Genomic DNA, 19,736 nt, shown 5'->3' on the forward strand with positions numbered 1-19,736 from the left:
CCGCGCGTCCGTCTCCGGCCGTGTCCGCCGCGCCCGCAGCACCCCGGCTACGGCGTGACGGTTCTCCGGGCGTGCAGCACGCTGCCGTCCAGCGGCAGCGGTGAGCGGTCCACGAGGGTCAGTCCCGCGCCGCCGAGGAGGTGGGCGTAGTGCGCCGTGGTGCGTTCGCGGCCGCCGACGTTGCACATCATGTGCAGGTCCCAGGCGGTGGCCAGCGAGAACGATCCGTCGGTGGGCAGCACGCGTTCGACGACGAGGAGGTCGGCGTGGGCGGGCATGGCGCGGGCGCAGTGGCGCAGGATCTCGCGGCAGCGGTCGTCGTCCCAGTCGTGCAGCACCCGCGACAGGATGTAGACGTCGCCGCCCGGCGGTACGTCCGCGAAGTCGCCCACCCGGTAGGCGCACCGGTCGCCGCAGCCGGCGGCGTCGAGGGAGCGGCGGGCGGCGTCGACGACATGCGGACGTTCCAGGAGCACTCCGCGCAGACGCGGGTTCGCGGTGAGGATCCGTCCGAGCAGTTCCCCGGTGCCGCCCGCGACGTCGACCACGGTCCTGGGCTCGGGCGCCCGGCTCGCGGCGGTGACGACCGGATGCGTCGGCAGGGGTGCGAACATACGGGAACTCGCCGCCATGGACCGGTCGAAGAGATCGGCGAGTTCGGGGTGGCGTGCGAAGTGGTCGAAGTGGTTCTCGCCGAAGCGGCGGTCGAAGGCGACCTCTCCGGTCCGCACGGTGTGTCCGAGGCCGGCGAAGGACTCGTAGAACGGTCCGCCGTACATCAGCGCCAGCGGTCGCAGCGAACCCGGCACGTCCTCGCGCAGCAGGGCGCCGCGTTCGGTGAGCCGGTAGCCGCCGCGGTCCTCGGCCACCACCTCCAGCATCATCAGATAGCGCAGCAGCGTCGCCAGGTTGCGCGGGTCGGCGCCGACCGTCCGTGCCAGGGTCTCGGCTCCGGTTCCGCTGCTCGTGTCCATGGCGTCGGGGACGCGAAGCTGTGCGAACGCGGCCAGGGCCTGCGTCGTCCATGCCCCGGTCAGCAGGCGCAGGAGCGATTCAGCAGGTTGTCGCGCGCGCTGTTCGTCCAGGTGCGCCGCCAGCACTTCCTGGTGGTCGCCGTGCACATAGAGCTCCACGCGGTGGTACCCGGCCTTGGAGCCGGGCGGCGCGGCGAAGTAGAAGACGGTGCCGTCCTCGTGCGGGTTGTAGCCGCCGCCGTCGGGAACCGCGCCGTGGCGGGCGAGCACCGCGCACAGACCGCGCAGCACCAGTGGATCCGGGCACTCGACCTCGAAGGCGACGTGCGCCTCGTGCTGCCCGGCCCGCTCGTGGGCGGCGACCGGAGCCAGCTCCGAGCCCGGCGGGACGGTCAGCGTGAACACCTCCACCGCACGGCGTGCCCCGTCGAGGCCCACCACGGCGGGACGCAGGATCCGCACGTCGAGTTCGCTCGCCGCGAGTCCGTGCCGCTGGGCCAACCGCTCCCGTACGACCACGCTCGGCCGGTCGCAGGCGTCCGTGTCGAGTCCGCACCCGGCCAGCGCGTCGCGCAGCGCCTCGGGGTCCGGAGGGAAGACGAGCAGCGCGGCGTGCGCGAACCGGCAACGGTCCACGAGCGCGCGCAGTTCGGGGCCGTCCAGGCGGGGCAGCAGCAGCGGGAGCAGCGTGGCGGTGTCCTGTTCCCTGACGAAGTCGGCCGTCGCGCGCAGGCGGACCTCGTCGCCCGGCATCGTCGTCATCACGCGGGCATCCTCATTTCGGTACGGGCGGTCTCGGTACGGGGGTGCCATGGTTCTCAGACGCCGACGTAGTTCTCGGCGAACCAGTCCTGCCGGCTGCGCGAGGTGCGCAGCGACTCGATGCGGGAACGCCGCAGCGAGTTGTCGAACGACGACTCGCCGTCCGGGTCCGTCCGGCCGTGCAGCAGCCGGATCATCCACTGCGAGAAGTCCTGCGCGCGCCAGATGTGCGTGAGGCAGCGCGCCGAGTAGGCGCCGAGCCCTTCGTCGTCGCCCCGCAGGAGGTCGTCGGCCAGGGAGTGGGCGAGGAGTTCCGCCTCCAGCACCGCGAGGTTCGCGCCCTTGGCCGCGGAGGGGCTGATCACGCTCGCGGCGTCGCCCGCGAGGAAGAGCGAGCCGTGGCGCAGTGGTTCGAGCACGTCGGAGTCCAGGTCGACGACGCCGCGCTGGACGATCGGGCCCCTGTTCAGGGGGCCGTACCGTGCCGCGCGCATCCGCAGCTCCAGTTCGTCCCAGATCCTGTCCTGCGACCAGGCGTCGGCGGGGCTGTCCCGCTCGCACTGCAGGTAGTAGCGGGTGATCTCGGAGGTGCGTGCCATGTGCCCGGCGAATCCGCGGCTGTGCACCGCGTAGCCGACCGCGTCGAGACTCGGCGGTGCCTCGGCGAGCAGGCCGAGCCAGGACACCTTGTGGTCGCGGCGGTGGTGGCGGACCGCGCTGGGCGGGAGCGAGGCGCGCGCCGCACCGCGCCGGCCGTCGCAGCCGGCGACGTACCGGGCCTGCCACCGGCCGGTACGGCCGTCCGCCTCGCGCACGGTGACGGCGGGCCGCGCGGTGTCCGCGCCGAGGACCGAGACGGCCTCGGCCCCGAACAGGATCCGGCCGCCGGTGTCCACGTAGCGCGTCAGCAGATCGGTGACCAACTCCTGCTGCGGATACACGGTGTGCGGCTCGCGTCGGCCGAGGCTGCCGTACTCCAGGCGGAAACGGCCGTCGTCCGTACGGAACTCGCAGACCCCGTGCTCACGGCCCCGCCGGTGCAGGCCCTCGGCCAGACCGTGCCGGTCCAGGATCCGGACGGTGTTGGCGGCGAGGAACCCCGCGCGCGCCCTGGTCTGTACGTGCGCACGACCCGCACGTTCGAGAATGACGCAGTCGATCCCCCTCGCGTGGAGGAGATTTCCGAGCACCAGGCCGGCCGGCCCGGCGCCGAGAATGACCACGTCAGCCACGCCCTCTACGGGCGGGATGTTCTGACTTCCTGTCACAGCAGCGGATCTTAACCACTGAAAAACCCATGGACCGACCATGATCACTCGAATGTGTACAAGATCAGCGAATCGTTCTCCGAAGCGGGTGTTCACCGGGCCTGGAGGCCGGGAGGGTGCCACCGGTCATACCCGCGGATGAACTGCGCGCAGGAAGCGGAATCCGACCGTCCGCGCATGGCCACGGAGATCCGGCGGAGATCCGCGGGCAGCGGCGCGGATCGAGCGGGATGCGTCCATGCTCCGCACGCCCGTCTGCGCGCTGCTCGGCATCGAAGCGCCCGTCGAGCGACACCCGGCGGGACAGCTCCGCCCACCGCTGCCCGCCGTGCTCGGTGGCGACGACGTGCCGACTCCTGCGGTCGGAGGGATCGGGCCTGCGCTCGACCGGACCGGCACGCTCCAGATCGTCCAGGAGATACGTCATCACCGTCCGGTCCACCCCCGAACCGGTCGGCCAGGGACCGCTGACTGCTCGCCTCGCCCCGGACCGCCGCCGTGAGCACGAAGCAGCCCCGCGGCCCCCCGGGGATGTCCCCGACGGCGGCTTCGGTCGCCTTCGCGTACGCGCGGAAGACGACACCGACGATATGCCGGCTATGCCCGCTGCCGGCGGCTCACCATCTCGGTGATCCAGACGGGGGCGAACGGAGACGTGCAGTTCCGGGGAGTCGGGTAGTCCTTGAGCACTTCCAGGCGCTCGCCGACGGCCAACGCCCGCTCGCGGTACTCGGGGTGCTCGATGCCGATCTGGGCCAGACAGTGGTTCATCGCCCACTGCAGCCGGTCCGGTGCGTCCTTCATCTCCGCCTCGATCATGTCGAGCAGTCCGGCGAGGTCGAGGCCCTCGGGCTTCTTCACCACGCGCTCGGCCGTCAGCGCCCAGCCTGCGCTCGCGACCACCGGATCGGGGTCCTCGAACCAGGCCAGGCGCAGCTCCTCGGCGTGCGGGCTCTTCTTGACCACGTAGTTCACGAGCCAGTCGTGCACCTTGGGGGCACGTGCCTCGCGCAGCATGGCGTCCAGCTCGTCGCGTGCGAATGCCTTCGGACGGCAGACCAGCAGCGCCAGGAGCCTGGCCGCGGAGTCGTCCGTCGCCCAGAGCTCGCGCGCGAGGTCCTGCTGTGTCTTGAGCTGCTTGGCGAGAGCGCGCAGCTTGCCGAGGTTCACGCCGTGGTCGTCACCGTGCCGCTCGTTCACGGCGCGCGTCCTCGGATCCTCGAGCGCGGCCAGATCGGCCATCACCCGCGCCATCGTCGTCCCGGTCACCACGGCCTCCTGTCCCTCACACTCCCGCGCGCTCCCTCGCACACGGAGTCAGGGTACGGGGGACCTCCCGTGGCGCCGCCTCACGGGATCTCCTGCTCCGCCCAGATGATCTTCCCGCCGGAGGTGTGGCGGGCACCCCAGCGATACGTCCGAGACCATGTAGCAGACGCCCATGACCAGGTCGCGGCTGTCCACCAGGGGGAAGAAGGACGTCGAGTAGGCGTGCTGGCGGTGCGGATCGGCCCAGCTCCAGCCGACGTACTCGTAGTCGGTGACGGGGACTTTGGTGACCAGCACCTTGCGCATCAGACCTTCGAGGGTCTCCGCCTGGAGCCCGGGCAGCAGCTCGCTCGTCCGGCGGCCCGGCCGCTGCTCCCGGGGTACGCCGCCGAAGCGTTCCAGGGTGTCGTTCAACCAGACGTAGCGCAGGTCCAGGTCCACCACCGCCATACCGACCGGCGAGCGCGTCAGGAAGCCGTCGAGGACGCTCTGGCCGACCGTCCACGGCCGGCTCTGCCGGCGTGCCGATACCAGGAAGCACTCCTGCGAGCCGATCCGGAAGCAGGCGGAGACCCGCAGCTCGGCGTCGATGCGGCGGCCGTCGCGATGGCACAGCGGGAGGCGCCCGCTCCACCCCGTTCCGGAACGGCACCGCTCGGCGACCCCGCTCGCGCGCTGCATGTCCACGGGTCCCGCCAGCAGCCGCGCGGCGGAACCACCGACCACGTCCCGGGCCGGGACCCCGAGGAGTTGCTCGGGGCGCAGGTCCAGCCGATCACCCGGCCGGTGCCGGAGATCACCGCCGCCGCGTCGGTGGACGCGTCGAGATAGTCGCGCCCCGCGGGGGGCGCCGGCGGTTCGGAACCCTGTCGCGCAGCTTCCATGGCTCGCCATCCTTTACACGAACCATGTTCCTGCCAGTCGGTCCGATGTGCACGGTCCCGGCCGGTGCCCCGGGTCCCGGACTGGGCAAGGCCTGGGGTGGGGGGCAGCATGGAAGGGCACGTCGTCACTTCCGCCCGCAGGTGGAGGAGGATCAGCGATGACAGCCGAATCCTTCCGGTCCGAGAGGGACGAGTACGGCCCGGAGTCGCCCAGGCCGATCGGCCTGCTGGACGTGCTGAGCGTGGGCGCCGTGGTGGTCGACGCCCAGGGGCGCATCGTGTTCTGGACCCCGCAGGCGCAGGAACTCTTCGGCTACACCGCGGAGGAGGCCCTGGGCACGTACGCGGCACGGCTGTTCGTCCACCCCGAGGATCTGCCGGCCGTGGCGAAGCTCTTCATGGAGGTGCTGGAGACCGGCCGGAGCTGGGCGGGCGCCTTTCCCATCCGGCACAAGGACGGCAGCAGCCGGCTGACGGAGTTCCGCAACATGCGGCTGCTCGACGACCTCGGCGACGTCTACGCCCTGGGCATCGCCGCCGACCACCAGCTGCTCCAGCGTGTGGAGACCGATCTCGCCCTGTGCGAACGGCTGATCAACCAGTCCCCCATCGGCATCGCCCTCATGGACCCCGACCTGCGGTACCTGCTCGTCAACCCGGCCCTGGAGCGGATCGACGGGGTGCCGGCCGAGGACCACATCGGCCGTCCCCTCAAGGACGTCCTGGACCTGCCCGACGTCGACACCGTCGAGGCGTGCCTGCGTCAGGTGCTCGCCACCGGCACGCCGCTGCTCGACCAGTACCACGTGGGCCGGCCGCCGACGGACCCCGAGCACGAGCACGCCTGGTCGCTGTCGTTCTACCGGCTGGAGGACTCCGGCGGCCGGGTCCTGGGCGCGGCCACCTCCGTGGTCGACGTCACCGAACGGCACCGCGCGGCCGCCGAGGCCGACCGGGCGCGACGGCGGCTGGCGCTCATCGCGGACGCCTCCACCCGGGTCGGCACCACGCTGGAGGTGGAGCAGACGGCACGGGAACTGGCCGAGATCGCCGCGGGCGAGCTGGCCGACGTCGTCGCGGTGGACGTCCTGGACTCGGCGCTGGCCTGCCGCCGCACCCGGCGGCCGGACAACGGCGCGGAGCTGTTCCGCGCCCTCGCCCTCAAGGCGGCCCACCCGACGGTGGCGCTGCGTGCCGCCGACCCTCCCGGTGACCTCGCCTCCTACGAAGGGGACCGGCTGGTCACCCTGTGCGTACACACCGGCCGGCCCGTGCTGGTACGGCACGTCGGCGAGCGCGACCTGCCGCGGATCGCCCGCGACAGGGAGGCGGGCGCGCTGCTGGCCCAGGCCGGCGTCCACTCGTACCTCGCCGTGCCGTTGATCGCGCACGGCGAGGTGCTCGGCGCCCTCGACCTGAAGCGCACCGACAATCCGCTGCCGTTCGACCAGGACGACGTCGTGCTGGCCGGCGAACTGGCCAGCCGTGCCGCGGTGGCCATCGACAACGCCCGCTGGTTCCAGAGCGTGCGCAACACCTCCCTCACCCTCCAGCGCAGCCTGCTGCCCGACCACGCGCCGCACCACACCGGCCTGGAGCTGGCCTCCCGCTACCAGCCCGCCCAGTCCACCAGCGAGGTGGGCGGCGACTGGTACGACGTGATCGGCCTGACCGACGACAAGACCGCCCTGGTCGTCGGCGACGTCATGGGCAACGGCATCGACGCCGCCGCGACCATGGGCCGGCTGCGCACGGCCACCTGCGCCTACGCGGACCTCGATCTCGCGCCGGAGGCCGTGCTCCAGCACCTCGACAAGATCACCTGCGATCTGGAGCACTACATCGTCACGTGCCTGTACGCCGTGTACGACCCCCGCACCGGCGAGTGCCGCATCGCCAACGCGGGGCACATGCCGCCCGCGCTGGCCCGTCCCGGCCACCCCCCCGATCTGCTCGACCTGCCCACGGGAGCCCCCCTCGGCATCGGCGGCATCGCCTTCGAGGCCACCACGGTCCGGCTGGCCCCCGGCGACCTGCTGATCCTCTACACCGACGGACTCGTCGAGACCCGCCACCATCCCATCGACGAGCGCCTCGACGCTCTCCTCACCTTCCTCGACGAACCCCACCGGCCGCTCGAGCAGACCTGTGACCTCCTGCTGTACGGGCTGCGCCACCCCGAGGACCACGACGACGTCGCCCTGCTCGTCGCCCGCGCCCTGTAGTCGCCCCGCCCGGTGGGCACGGCGCGGTCCGGCTCACGGCGCCACGTCACGCCACGGACGCACGCCCCGGTGCCGCCACAGTCCGCCCAGCCAGAACCAGCCGGCCGCCGGCGGGATGAGCACGCTGGTCACCACCAGGGTGCTCACCTCGTCCCGGGTGCGCGGGCCGGGCGCGATGCGCGCCCAGGCGAACTCGGCGGTGCCCGCGGCCCAGAACGACGCGGCGACGGCGGCCGCCGCGCGCCACCTGGCCGCCGCGAGCACACCGGCCGCCACGCCCGCCGCCGTCACGGCGAGGTGCCCGCGGACACGGCCGCGCGGCGCCACCGCCTTGTACGGCCACCCGGCGCCGTGCAGCCGCAGCATGAGCGCGTCGTCGGCCTGACCCCGCTGGGCGGCGAGCGAGGCCCAGCGGCCGGCCGGGGGCGCCCCGTGCCGGGTGGTGCGCCGCCCTTGCCGGATGCCCCAGCCGGCGTCGAGGAGGCGCAGGGCCAGGTCGACGTCCTCCCGCCCGCCGCGCACGAAGCGTTCGTCGAAGCCCCGGACCCGCTTGAGCGCGTCGGTGCGGTAGGCCATGTCGACGGTGCCCCAGCGGGCGCGTGCCCGGGCCGCCGCGTCGCGCTCCGCGTCGGTGGGGCGGTGGAGCCAGGGCGGCGGCACGGCGATCACGCCCTGCACGCCCGCGGTGTCGGGGCTCGCGGTGGCCAGATCCCGGGCGAGCTGCTCGCACCAGTGCGGGCCGACCTGCGCGCCGTCGTCCAGGAACACGACCCAGGGTGAGGCGACGGCGCGCAGGCCGGTGTTGCGGGCGGCGGCGGGGCCGCGTCCGGCGCCGTGGAGCACGGTCGTACGGTCGCGCAGATCGCCGAGGACGCTCAACGGATGTTCCAGCGTGTCCGGATCCGGGTCGGGCCGGTCGTCGACCAGGACGATCTCGCACGGGCCGGGGCCGGTGGCGGCGGCCAGCGCACCGAGGCAGTCGGCCAGGGTGCCGGGGGCGAGCGTGGGGATCACCACGGCGTATGCGGTGGTCATGTCCGGCCGGGTGCCAGGGTACGGCGGGCTCAAAACCTCCGGGAGCGCTCGGGGCGATCACGGCGTGACCTCGGACACACTATGCACTCCGTCTATACACTCAGCATATATTCACTCCATGTCACCACGCCCTGGACCTCGCGGCCGAACCCGCGCGCTCGCACAGACCGAGCCGACCCACCCGACCGAGCGGTCCGAGCCGGGCAAGCGGTCCGGGCCGGTCGAGCGGTCCGCGCCAAGCCAGAGGTCCGCGTCGGTCGAGCGGTCCGCGCCGACCGGGAAGACGCGAAGACGCGGTCCGGCGTTCCGTGCCGCCGCCACTTTGCTCGCGGCCCTGTGCCTGCCGCCCGTCCTCGCGGGCTGCGCGACCCTGGAGACCACCGCTCCGAGCGCGGTCCGCGCGCAGACCGTCTCCGACGCGAAGGCCACCGGCTTCGGGAGCGTCGACTGCCGGCGCGCCAAGTGCGTCGCGCTCACCTTCGACGCGGGACCGAGCGAGAACTCCGCGCGCCTGCTCGACATCCTCAAGGAGAAGCAGGTCCCGGCGACCTTCTTCCTGCTCGGCAAGCGGCACATCGAGAAATACCCGGAGCTGGTGCGGCGGATGGCCGACGAGGGCCATGAGATCGCCAGCCACACCTGGGACCACAAGATCCTCACCGAGCTGGAGCCGGACGCGATACGGGAGGAGCTCCGGCGCCCCAACGAGGAGATCGAGCGGCTCACCGGCCGCGCCCCCACCCTCATGCGCCCGCCCCAGGGCCGCACGAACGACACCGTGCACCAGATATCCCGGGAACTCGGCCTCTCCGAGATCCTGTGGAGTGTGACCGCCAAGGACTACACGACCGAGGACTCCGACCTGATCCGCCGGCGCGTCCTCGACCAGACGGAGCGGGACGGCATCATCCTGCTGCACGACATCTACGACGGCACCGTGCCGGCCGTGCCGGGCATCATCGACGCCCTGAAGGAGCGCGGGTACGTGTTCGTGACGGTCCCTCAACTGCTGGCCCCCGGACGGGCCGAACCAGGCGAGGTCTACCGCTAGGGCCTGTCGGCCCCGGGCCAGGCCCTGTCGGCCCCGGGACGCCCTGCATCCCGCCTAAGATCCCTGCGTGGCGACTTTCCTGCTCGAACGCACGGCTCCCCTCTCCCCGCCCGAGGCCTGGCTCCGGCTCACCGACTGGCCCCGGCACGGCGACGTCGTCCCGCTGACCCGCGTCACGGTGCTCACGCCCGGACCGACGCGCGAGGGCACGGAGTTCGTGGCCCGTTCGGGCATCGGGCCGCTCACCTTCGACGACCGGATGGAGGTCACGCTCTGGCAGCCGCCCGGCGACGACACCCCCGGCCGGTGCCGGCTGGAGAAGCGCGGACGGGTGATGCGCGGATGGGCGGAGATCGAGGTCCGCCCGGGACCGGGCGGACGCGCGCACGTCGTCTGGCGTGAGGAACTCCGCGTACGCATGCTGCCGTCCTTCCTCGACGGCACCGTGGAGCGCGCGTCGCGCCTGGTGTTCGGCCGGGCGGCGAACCGGCTGCTGCGGGGGCGGTGACCCGCGCCGCGACCGCCGACTCAGGCCACCGACCCGACGCGCTCCGCCGGTGCCGACGGGGTGTCGTGGTGGATCGGGGTGCGCGCGCCGGTGAGCGGGACCCCGCTGCCGCCGCGCAGGCCGGCGACGATCTCGGCGGCGATGGACAGCGCCGTCTCCTCGGGCGTCCGGGCGCCGAGGTCCAGGCCGATGGGTGAGCGCAGCCGGGTCAGTTCCCGTTCCGTGACGCCGACCTCGCGCAGCCGCCTGGCGCGGTCGAGATGGGTGCGGCGCGAGCCCATGGCACCGACGTACGCCACCGGCAGCCGCAGCGCGAGCCGGAGCAGGGGGACGTCGAACTTGGCGTCGTGGGTCAGCACGCACAGGACCGTACGGCCGTCGACCCCGGTGCGCTCCAGGTAGGTGTGGGGCCACTCGACGACGATGTCGTCGGCGTCGGGGAAGCGGGTCCGGGTCGCGAAGACGGGGCGGGCGTCGCACACCGTGACGTGTTGACCTGCACCTCGGGCTGAAGCCCGAGGATTCTGGCCTTTCCGACTGGTTGCTGTGCCGCTACGCGGCACAGTTTCCGGTCGGGAATCCGTGGCTTCCTGTTTCTTCGCGCTGTGCCGGGATTGCTCCTGGTCTTACCGGCGCTCCGCAGGCTGTTACCGCCAGTCCGGCGGCCGTCTTAATATTGATCGCGGCGTTGGTGTCCCGGTCATGGACGGTGCCGCAGGCGGTGCAGGTCCATTCCCGGACGTTGAGGGGTTTGGGTCCGTCCTTGACGCCGCAGGTGGAGCAGGTCTGGGAGGTCGGCTCGAACCGGCCGATCTTGACCAGCGTGCGGCTGTACCGGGCGGCTTTGTACTCCAGCATGCTGATGAACGAGGACCATCCGGCGTCGTGCACGGATTTGGCCAGCTTCGTACGGCTCAGGCCCGCCACCGACAGGTCCTCCACGGCGATCCCTTGGTTCTCGGAGATCAGTTGTGTGGAGAGCCGGTGGTGGAAATCGCGGCGGGCGTCGGTGACCTTGGCGTGGGCGCGGGCGACCTTGAGGCGGGCTTTGTCCCGGTTCTTGGATCCCTTCTGCTTGCGGGACAGATCCCGCTGGGCCTTCTTCAGCTTCTTCTCCGCCCGGCGCAGAAACCGCGGGGAGTCGATCTTCGTGCCGTCCGAGAGGACCGCGAAGTGGGTCAGGCCGAGATCGACACCGATCACCTGGTCGGTGGCGGGCATCACGGTGGCGTCGGCGGCGGGGTCGGTGTCGATGACGAAAGACGCGAAGTACCTCCCTGCCGCGTCCTTGATCACTGTGACGGAGGTGGGCGTGGTGGGCAGGGTGCGGGACCATGTCACCTTCACCTCGCCGATCTTCGGCAGGGCCAGTCGGCCACTGTCGGTGATCTTCCAGCGGGCGTTGGCGGTGAACCGGATCGACTGGCGGCGGTCACGGCGGGTTTTGAAACGGGGCGGGCCGAGTTTCGGGCCCTTGCGGGTGCCCTTGAGGGAGGCGAAGAAGTTGCGGTACGCGGTTTCGGCGTCCCGCAGGGACTGCTGGAGCACCACCGCGGAGACCTCGCCCAGCCAGGAACGCTCGGTGGTCCGCCTGGCCTGGGTGATCAGGCGTACGGACAGTTCCCCGGCCGTCGGGAACGGCTGCTCGGCCTTACGGGCGTCTTCACGGGCGCGGACCGCGTCGTTGAACACGACACGGGCGCACCCGAACGCCTTCGCCAACGCGGTCCGCTGGCCGCTGTCCGGGTACAAGCGGAAGCTGTACCTGAGCTGCATGACCGTCACCCTACGCACGTGGGTTATGGGTGAGATGCTGGAGATCAGAACTGGTCGTCACTGCGCTTTCGTCATGCACGTGCACTTGGTCTTCGTTACCAAATTCCGGCACAAGGTGTTCACCGATGTCCACTTGGGACGGATGGAGGAGATCATGCGGCCGGTGTGTACGGACTTCGAGTGCGACCTGGTGGAGTTCAACGGTGAGGACAACCACGTCCATCTCCTGGTGAACTTCCCGCCCAAGGTCGCCATGACCAAGCTGGTCAACTCGCTCAAGGGCGTCTCCTCCCGCCGCCTGCGCCTGGGGGTACCTCCCGGCCGAAGGCTGGGGGAGAGTTCCCCGACCTGGTGCGCCATTACTGGCGGGCCAACAAGCTCTGGTCCGGGTCCTGCTTCGCCAAAACCGTCGGCGGCGCCCCGCTCTCCGTGGTCAGGCAGTACATCGAACAGCAGAACCGGCCGGTGTGAGCACCCCGGCTCCGCCGGGACCAGCCCTCGCGACGCTCCGCGCCGCAGGCGAAGAACCACGGTGTCCGGCGCCGCCGGACCTGAGTCTGCGACGCTCCGCGTCGCCATTGTCGGATTCGCTTCACCACCGGCCTGAAGGCCGATGCACTGCGAATGAATTCCGGTAGCCGAGGAACTTGCCGACGCGGACCAGCGCCGAGGCGAAGTCGACGGCGCCGAAGACGATCATGCGGGAGGGGGGAGTGGCTGCTGGGTCATGTGGGCCTCCTCCGAGAATTCAGAGGGGCACCCGCATGCGAACCGCCGGAGCGGTACCTGGGGCTCCGGGCGGCGCTGGTGTGTGACTTCCGTGCCTCGCCCGGGGAGCTCTCACGCGGTACCGGTCAAGTGCTCGGGGCGGACCGGCGTCCTGTTCAGCTCCAGGCCGGTCGCGTCGCGGATCGCCGCGAGGACCGCCGGTGTGGAGGACAGGGTGGGGGCCTCGCCGACGCCGCGCAGCCCGTACGGGGCGTGCTCGTCGGCGAGTTCGAGGACGTCGACCGGGATGGTCGGTGTGTCGAGGATGGTCGGGATCAGATAGTCCGTGAAGGACGGGTTGCGCACCTTCGCGGTCCTCGGGTCGACGACGATCTCCTCCATGACCGCCATCCCGAGCCCCTGGGTCGTGCCCCCCTGGATCTGGCCGATGACGGACAGCGGGTTGAGCGCCTTGCCGACGTCCTGGGCGCAGGCCAGCTCGATCACCTTGACCAGGCCGAGCTCGGTGTCGACCTCGACGACGGCGCGGTGCGCGGCGAACGAGTACTGGACATGGCCGTTGCCCTGGCCGGTGCGCGCGTCGAAGGCCTCGGTCGGCCGGTGCCGCCACTCCGCCTCGACCTCGACGGTCTCGTCCTCCAGGACGTCCGTCAGCGCGGCCAGCACCTCGCCGGCGTCGGTGACGACCTTGCCGTCCTCCAGCAGCAGCTCGGCGGTGGCCCAGGCGGGGTGGTAGGAGCCGAACTTGCGGCGCCCGAGCTCCAGCACCTTCTCGCGGACCAGTTCGCAGGCGTTCTTGACGGCACCACCGGTGACGTACGTCTGCCGCGAGGCCGAGGTCGAACCGGCGCTGCCCACCTGGGTGTCGGCCGGCTGGATGGTCACCTGCGCGACACCCAGCTCGGTGCGGGCGATCTGCGCGTGGACGGTGACGCCGCCCTGTCCGACCTCCGCCATGGCGGTGTGCACGGTCGCGACGGGCTCGCCGCCCACGACCTCCACGCGCACCCTGGCGGTCGAGTAGTCGTCGAATCCCTCGGAGAAGCCGACGTTCTTGATGCCGACCGCGTAGCCGACACCGCGGACGACGCCCTCCCCGTGCGTGGTGTTGGACAGGCCGCCGGGCAGCTCGCGCACGTCGGCGCCCTCACTGGACTCCCACTGGCGCTCCGGCGGCATCGGCATCCCCTTGACCCGGCGCAGGAGTTCGGCGACGGGGGCCGGCGAGTCCACCGGCTGGCCGGTCGGCAGGAGGGTGCCCTGTTCCATGGCGTTGAGCTGCCGGAACCCCACCGGGTCCATGCCGAGCCTCGCGGCGAGCTTGTCCATCTGCGCCTCGTAGGCGAAGCACGCCTGGACCGCGCCGAAGCCGCGCATGGCGCCGCAGGGCGGGTTGTTGGTGTAGAGGGCGACGGCCTCGATGTCGACGTCGTCGACGGCGTACGGGCCGACCGACAGGGACGAGGCGTTGCCCACGACCGCCGGGGAGGCGGAGGCGTAGGCGCCGCCGTCCAGGACGATCCGGCACTTCATGTGTGTGAGCCTGCCGTCCTTGGTGGCGCCGTGCTCGTAGTACAGCTTCGCGGGGTGGCGGTGGACGTGCCCGAAGAAGGACTCGAACCGGTTGTAGACGATCTTCACCGGCTTGCCCGTGCGCAGCGCCAGCAGGCAGGCGTGGATCTGCATCGACAGATCCTCGCGGCCGCCGAACGCGCCGCCGACCCCGGCGAGCGTCATCCGCACCTTGTCCTCGGGCAGGCCGAGCACGGGGGCGATCTGGCGCAGGTCGGAGTGGAGCCACTGGGTGGCGATGTAGAGGTGGACGCCGCCGTCCTCCTCGGGCACGGCGAGGCCGGACTCGGGACCGAGGAAGGCCTGGTCCTGCATGCCGAAGGTGTACTCGCCCTCGACGATGACGTCGGCACGCCGTCGGGCGGCCTCGACGTCGCCGCGGACGATCGGCTGACGGTGGAGGATGTTCGGGTGCGGGACGTGGCCGATGTGGTGGTCCGCGCGGTCGTCGTGGACGAGGATCGCGTCCGGCGCGGTCGCGGACGCCTCGTCGGTGACGACGGGCAGTTCGCGGTACTCCACCTTGATCTTGGCGGCGGCGCGGCGGGCCGTCTCCGGGTGGTCGGCGGCCACGATCGCGACCGGCTCGCCGTGGTGGCGCACCCTGCCGTGCGCGAGGACCGGGGTGTCCTGGATCTCCAGGCCGTAGTTCCTCACGTCGGTGGGCAGGTCGTCGTAGGTCAGCACGGCGTACACACCGGCCGTCGCGAGCGCCTCGGACGTGTCGATCGAGACGAGCTCGGCGTGCGCGACCGTGGAGCGCAGGATCTGCCCCCACAGCATGTCCTCGTGCCACATGTCGGACGAGTACGCGAACTCGCCGGTGACCTTCAGGGTGCCGTCCGGGCGGAGCGTGGACTCGCCGATGCCTCCCTTGGTGCGGGTGTCCTGCGTGATCTTCGTGGGAGCGCCGTCGGCGGGCATGTCAGGCCCCCTCGGACTGACGGGCGGCCGCGAGGCGGACCGCGTCCATGATCTTCTCGTAGCCGGTGCAGCGGCACAGGTTGCCCGAGAGCGCCTCGCGGATGTCCGCGTCGGACGGGTTCGGGTTGCTCTCCAGCATCTCGTCGGCGGCGACCAGCAGGCCGGGCGTGCAGAACCCGCACTGCACGGCGCCGGCGTCGATGAACGCCTGCTGGACGGCGGAGAGTTCGGCCCCCTCGCCGGTCTGCGAGTCGGCGCCCCCGGCCTGCCACTGCGCGGCCTCGTCCAGCGAGGTGCCGCGCGCGCCGGCCGCGCGGCCGCCGGCGGCCCGCCGCCTGGCGAAGTCGGCGAGGCCCTCGACGGTGACGACCTCGCGGCCCTCGGCCTGTCCGGCGGCGACCAGGCACGAGCAGACCGGCACACCGTCCAGCCGGACCGTGCAGGAGCCGCACTCGCCCTGCTCACAGGCGTTCTTGGACCCCGGCAGGCCGAGCCGCTCACGCAGCACGTACAGCAGGGACTCGCCCTCCCACACGTCGTCGGCTTCCTGCGGACGGCCGTTGACCGTGAAACTGACGCGCATCACGCGGCTCCCTCCGTGCGTGCGGCGGTGCCGCGGTACGACTCCCAGGCCCAGGTCAGGGTCCGGCGGGCCATGACGCCCACCGCGTGCCGGCGGTAGCTCGCCGTGCCCCGGACGTCGTCGATCGGGTTGCAGGCACCGGAGCACAGGTCCGCGAACCGCTTGGCGACCGACGGGGTGATGATCTTTCCGTTGTCCCAGAAGCCGCCCTCCTCGAGCGCCGCGTTCAGGAACTCCTCAGCGGTCTTGGCGCGGACCGGGGTCGGGGCGGCCGAGCCGATGCCGGTGCGCACCGTCCGGGTCCCGGGGTGCAGCGCGAGCCCGAAGGCGCACACGGCGATGACCATGGCGTTGCGGGTGCCCACCTTCGAGTACTGCTGGGGCCCGTCCGCCTTCCTCACGTGCACGGCGCGGATCAGCTCGTCGGCGGCGAGCGCGTTGCGCTTCACACCGGTGTAGAACGCGTCGATGGGGACGCGCCGGGAACCCCGGACGGACTCCACCTCGACCTCGGCGCCGGCGGCGAGGAGCGCGGGGTGGGCGTCTCCGGCCGGGGAGGCGGTGCCGAGGTTGCCGCCGACGCCGCCGCGGTTGCGGATCTGCGGGGAGGCCACGGTGTGCGAGGCGAGGGCCAGACCCGGCAGCTCGGCGCGCAGATGCTCCATGATCCGGGAGTAGGGGACGGAGGCACCCAGCCGCACGGAGTCCTCGCCGACCTCCCACTCGAAGAGGTCGCCGACGCGGTTGAGGTCCATGAGGTACTCGGGCCGGCGGTGGTCGAAGTTGATCTCGACCATCACGTCGGTACCACCCGCAATCGGCACAGCGGTGGGGTGCTCGGCCTTCGCGGCGAGCGCCTCCTCCCAGCTGGCGGGGCGAAGGAAGTCCATGACCGGCTCTCTTCTTCGTCTCGTGAGTCGTAGGGATCGAGCCGATCCGTGTGCGGCGGGCACGGCTCGTTCCTGTGCTGTTGACGCGGATCACCGTCAGTACACAGCCCCTTGCTCCAACGGGGTCAGTCACCGAAACCATGAAGGAGTTGGCTGGCCAGTGTGGGCATCTTGTAGATTCGTATGAACGGAGGTCACCAGTAACCTCCGGGATTTCCTGGGGAAACGTCCGGCACGGTCCGCGTGACCTGGGGCACAGCACGGAAGACGGCGAGCAGCGCTCAACCGCCCACCGCGGGGGCCGCTCAGGGACGGCCCGACAGGATCCGATCGTAGTTTTCGAGACAAGGAACGGCGGCGACGAGAATGCGGCTGCGCGCACTGCTGGACACCGACGCGCTGGGCCTGAGGCTGCTCGGCGGCGAGGACGAGCTGGACCGCGCCGTGCGGGGCGTGATGACCACGGACCTGCGGGACCCCAGCCGCTACCTCTCCGGCGGTGAACTGGTCCTGACGGGTCTGGCCTGGCGCCGGGACGAGGACGACTCCGAGTCGTTCGTGCGGATTCTGGCGCAGGCGGGCGTGGCGGCCCTCGCGGCCGGCGAGGCGGAGCTCGGCGATGTGCCCGAGGACCTGATCGCGGCGTGCGCCCGGCATCGCCTCCCCCTGTTCGCGGTGCACGAGTCGGTGGCCTTCGCGACGATCACCGAGCACGTCGTACGGCAGGTCTCCGGCGAGCGCGCGGGCGACCTCGCCGCCGTGGTCGACCGGCACCGCCGGATGATGACCTCGGGCCCGGCGGGCGGCGGCCCGGACGTCGTGCTCGACCTCCTCGGCTCCGACCTGGACCTGCGCGCCTGGGTCCTGTCCTCCACCGGCCGCCTGATCGCGGGCTCCAAGGTCGGCGGCCCCGCCCTGCCCCCCGAGTCCTGCGCGAAGCTGGCCGCCGAGCACCTGGCCGCCGCCCGCACCGGCCGCCGCGACCCCCACCGTCTGATCCTCGGCGGCACGACCTGGTCCGTCTTCCCCATCCGCGGCGGCGGACGCTCCTCGCACGCCTCCCGGGACGTCCGTGAGACCGTCCTGTCGGACTGGCTGCTCGCCGTGGAGGCGGACGCCGGGGACTGGGCTGAGGAGCGCCTGGACCTGCTGCACGGCGTCACCCAGCTGATCGCGGTCGAGCGCGACCGCCGCGACGCCGCCCGCACGGTCCGCCGCCGCCTGGCCCAGGAGGTCCTGGAGCTCGTCCAGACGGGCGCCGCCCCCGCCGAGATCGCGGCCCGCCTGCGCGTCGCCGCGCCGGTGCTGCTGCCCGGCCTCGGCGCGGCTCCCCACTGGCAGGTGGTCGTGGCCCGCGTCGAATGGGAGGGCTCCGAGATCGAGACGGGACCGGTGGCCCAGTCCCTGCTGGAGGAGATCCTGGTCGACCCGGCGACCACCGGTCCCGAGCCGTCCGACCGCATCGCCGTCGCCCACACGGGTGACGAGGCGATCGCCCTGGTCCCCCTTCCGGCCGTCTCGTCCGAGCACGACGGCTCGGAGACCGGCGTCCTCGCGGACGCCCTGCTCACCTCCGTCAGGGACCCCCTCTCGGCCGGTCTGGACGACGACGGCCGCGTGACCCTCGGCGTCAGCGCGGCCGTCCACTCGGCGGAGGGCCTGCGCGGCGCCCTGGAGGAGGCCCGGCACGCCCGCCGGGTGGCCGCCGCCCGCACGGGCCGGGTCTGCGCGGCGGGCCACCAGGAACTGGCGTCGCACGTGCTGCTCCTGCCCTTCGTCCCCGACGACGTCCGCCGCGCCTTCACGGCACGCCTCCTGGACCCCCTGCGCGACTACGACCGCCGCCACCGCGCCGAGCTGATCCCGACCCTGGAGGCGTTCCTGGAGAGCGACGGCTCCTGGACCCGCTGCGCCTCCCGGCTCCACCTGCACGTCAACACGCTGCGCTACCGGGTGGGCCGCATCGAGCAGTTGACGGGTCGCGACCTTTCCCGCCTGGAGGACAAGCTGGACTTCTTCCTGGCACTGCGCATGAGCTGAAACCCGAAGGGCCCAGGAGTCCCACGACTTTGTGAAATCCTTCACCCACCCCCTTGGCCGGGCAGCTGAATTGGTGCTGAAATGCGGCAACCACTCAACAGCTCGATGGCGTGCTCGGGGAGGGCAACGTGGCGCATACCGCCATGTCCGGTTCTGGAACGACCCCTGACGACGATCCCCTCCGGACCGCGGTATGGCGGCTGCGCTCACGGGCCTGCTGGGCCGACGCGGCCGCCCTGCTGATCCCGGCGACGCCGGCGGCCGCGCTGCAGCGCGCGGCGCTGCTGGTCGAGCGATGTCTGTACACCGAGCAGGGCTGGGAGGAGGCCGAGGACGCCCTGCGCACGGCCGAGGCCCTGGCCATGACCGACGAGGAACGCGGCGCGGCGGCCTGCGAGCGCGGCCACCTCGCCTACGCCGCCACCCTGCACACGGTCCGGGACCGCGCGGACGAGGCACGGGTGGCCCTGGGCCGGGCGGCGGCCCTGATCCCTCCCGGCAGCCCCGGCCGCCCCCTGCTGGACTTCCGCCGCGGTCTGCTCGCCGAGAACCTCACGCACTCCCCCCAGTCCGCGCAGGCCGCCTACCGCCGCGCCCACGCGGGCGCCACGGCCGAGGGCGACACCTTCCTGCTGTCCTTCACCTGGCGCCACCTCGCCGGACTGGCCCTGAGGGAAGGCGACCTGACCGAGGCCCGCCACGGTTTCGCCGAGTCCCTGCGCATCCGCGAGGAACTGGGCTATCTGGTCGGCACGGCCCCCGCGCTGGCCTCCCTGGCCGACACGGAACCCGAGCCGGAGGCGTCCCGCCTGCGCGAGGAGGCCCGACGCCTCCACCGCCTCCTGGGCGGCGTCCCCACCTGGCTGGCGCCCCACCTGACCCCACCGGCCCCAGACGCGGCGACGGCGTAACACCCCGGCACGACCCCGCACCCGCACCCGCACACGACCGGAAGAAACCCTGCCCGAGCCGCCCACCCACCAACCCGCACCCGCGCACGGCGGGAAGGAGCCGGGCCGGGGCGGACCCCCGCCCCCGGAACCCGCACTCGCCCACGGCGGGACGGAACTCCGGCGTCTGCCCCCGGAACCCGCACTCGCCCACGGCGGGAAGGAACTCCGGCGTCTGCCCCCGGAACCCGCACTCGCACGCGGCGGGAAGGGGTCGGGCCGGGGGGTGTCCGCCCGCAGCGGTTGGCGCGTCAACCCGGGTAAGTCGGTGAGAGACCGATTCCGCGCCGTTCCGA

14 protein-coding genes and 4 pseudogenes are annotated in these 19,736 nt (G+C 72.2%); 6 read left to right on the plus strand and 12 right to left on the minus strand.

Annotated features, from left to right (window positions below):
• Positions 1 to 47 precede the first annotated feature (47 nt).
• The 5 genes and pseudogenes from ACWCPM_RS31905 to ACWCPM_RS31925 form a co-directional block, all read right to left on the minus strand.
• The gene (locus ACWCPM_RS31905; RefSeq protein WP_450979750.1) at positions 48 to 1,736 is read right to left on the minus strand and encodes a methyltransferase; all 1,689 of its coding nucleotides are present in this window, start codon (positions 1,734 to 1,736) and stop codon (positions 48 to 50) included.
• Between the two features lie 56 nt (positions 1,737 to 1,792).
• A complete protein-coding gene (locus tag ACWCPM_RS31910) occupies positions 1,793 to 2,959 on the minus strand; it encodes a 4-hydroxybenzoate 3-monooxygenase (RefSeq protein ID WP_450979762.1) in 1,167 nt (388 codons plus the stop codon).
• Positions 2,960 to 3,068: 109 nt separating this feature from the next.
• Entirely contained in the window at positions 3,069 to 3,587 is a 519-nt protein-coding gene (locus tag ACWCPM_RS31915; protein WP_450979751.1) for a MarR family transcriptional regulator, read from the minus strand.
• A gap of 14 nt (positions 3,588 to 3,601) precedes the next feature.
• Positions 3,602 to 4,258: a DNA alkylation repair protein gene (locus tag ACWCPM_RS31920; RefSeq protein ID WP_450979763.1), complete on the minus strand. Its 657-nt coding sequence runs from the start codon at positions 4,256 to 4,258 to the stop codon at positions 3,602 to 3,604.
• Positions 4,259 to 4,414: 156 nt separating this feature from the next.
• Positions 4,415 to 5,157 (minus strand): annotated as a pseudogene (locus ACWCPM_RS31925) (PAS domain-containing protein); the annotation flags it as partial.
• Positions 5,158 to 5,315: 158 nt separating this feature from the next.
• Between ACWCPM_RS31925 and ACWCPM_RS31930 the strand changes: the two are divergent.
• Entirely contained in the window at positions 5,316 to 7,382 is a 2,067-nt protein-coding gene (locus ACWCPM_RS31930; protein WP_450979752.1) for a SpoIIE family protein phosphatase, read from the plus strand.
• 33 nt (positions 7,383 to 7,415) lie between these two features.
• Here the strand turns inward: ACWCPM_RS31930 and ACWCPM_RS31935 are convergent, their stop codons facing one another.
• A complete protein-coding gene (locus ACWCPM_RS31935) occupies positions 7,416 to 8,417 on the minus strand; it encodes a glycosyltransferase family 2 protein (protein ID WP_450979753.1) in 1,002 nt (333 codons plus the stop codon).
• Between the two features lie 118 nt (positions 8,418 to 8,535).
• Here ACWCPM_RS31935 and ACWCPM_RS31940 point away from each other — a divergent pair, with 118 nt between their 5' ends.
• Entirely contained in the window at positions 8,536 to 9,468 is a 933-nt protein-coding gene (locus ACWCPM_RS31940) for a polysaccharide deacetylase family protein (protein ID WP_450979754.1), read from the plus strand.
• Between the two features lie 67 nt (positions 9,469 to 9,535).
• Positions 9,536 to 9,976: an SRPBCC family protein gene (locus ACWCPM_RS31945; RefSeq protein WP_450979755.1), complete on the plus strand. Its 441-nt coding sequence runs from the start codon at positions 9,536 to 9,538 to the stop codon at positions 9,974 to 9,976.
• Between the two features lie 20 nt (positions 9,977 to 9,996).
• On the opposite strand, the pseudogene ACWCPM_RS31950 reads toward ACWCPM_RS31945, so the two are convergent.
• Positions 9,997 to 10,485: pseudogene (locus ACWCPM_RS31950) on the minus strand (XdhC family protein); the annotation flags it as partial.
• 43 nt (positions 10,486 to 10,528) lie between these two features.
• Complete coding sequence (locus ACWCPM_RS31955; RefSeq protein WP_450979756.1) at positions 10,529 to 11,752, minus strand: RNA-guided endonuclease InsQ/TnpB family protein; 1,224 nt, start codon at positions 11,750 to 11,752, stop codon at positions 10,529 to 10,531.
• Positions 11,753 to 11,777: 25 nt separating this feature from the next.
• Here ACWCPM_RS31955 and tnpA point away from each other — a divergent pair.
• A pseudogene (tnpA, locus tag ACWCPM_RS31960) lies at positions 11,778 to 12,223 on the plus strand (IS200/IS605 family transposase).
• Positions 12,224 to 12,359: 136 nt separating this feature from the next.
• Here tnpA and ACWCPM_RS31965 read toward each other — a convergent pair.
• The 4 genes and pseudogenes from ACWCPM_RS31965 to ACWCPM_RS31980 all read right to left on the minus strand — a co-directional run.
• A pseudogene (locus ACWCPM_RS31965) lies at positions 12,360 to 12,473 on the minus strand (XdhC/CoxI family protein); the annotation flags it as partial.
• A 119-nt stretch (positions 12,474 to 12,592) separates the two neighbouring features.
• The gene (locus tag ACWCPM_RS31970; protein ID WP_450979757.1) at positions 12,593 to 14,977 is read right to left on the minus strand and encodes a xanthine dehydrogenase family protein molybdopterin-binding subunit; all 2,385 of its coding nucleotides are present in this window, start codon (positions 14,975 to 14,977) and stop codon (positions 12,593 to 12,595) included.
• Position 14,978: 1 nt separating this feature from the next.
• Positions 14,979 to 15,560 (minus strand): (2Fe-2S)-binding protein, encoded by a 582-nt coding sequence (locus tag ACWCPM_RS31975; RefSeq protein WP_450979758.1) that lies wholly within the window; start codon positions 15,558 to 15,560, stop codon positions 14,979 to 14,981.
• Entirely contained in the window at positions 15,560 to 16,450 is an 891-nt protein-coding gene (locus tag ACWCPM_RS31980) for an FAD binding domain-containing protein (protein ID WP_450979759.1), read from the minus strand. The genes ACWCPM_RS31975 and ACWCPM_RS31980 overlap by 1 nt, the downstream gene beginning before the upstream one ends.
• Positions 16,451 to 16,816: 366 nt before the next feature.
• Here ACWCPM_RS31980 and ACWCPM_RS31985 point away from each other — a divergent pair, with 366 nt between their 5' ends.
• Positions 16,817 to 18,490, plus strand: coding sequence for a PucR family transcriptional regulator (locus ACWCPM_RS31985; RefSeq protein WP_450979760.1), 1,674 nt, complete (start codon positions 16,817 to 16,819; stop codon positions 18,488 to 18,490).
• A 143-nt stretch (positions 18,491 to 18,633) separates the two neighbouring features.
• Positions 18,634 to 19,401 (plus strand): hypothetical protein, encoded by a 768-nt coding sequence (locus tag ACWCPM_RS31990; protein WP_450979761.1) that lies wholly within the window; start codon positions 18,634 to 18,636, stop codon positions 19,399 to 19,401.
• Positions 19,402 to 19,736 lie beyond the last annotated feature (335 nt).

The organism is Streptomyces sp. NPDC002309 (assembly GCF_053593375.1).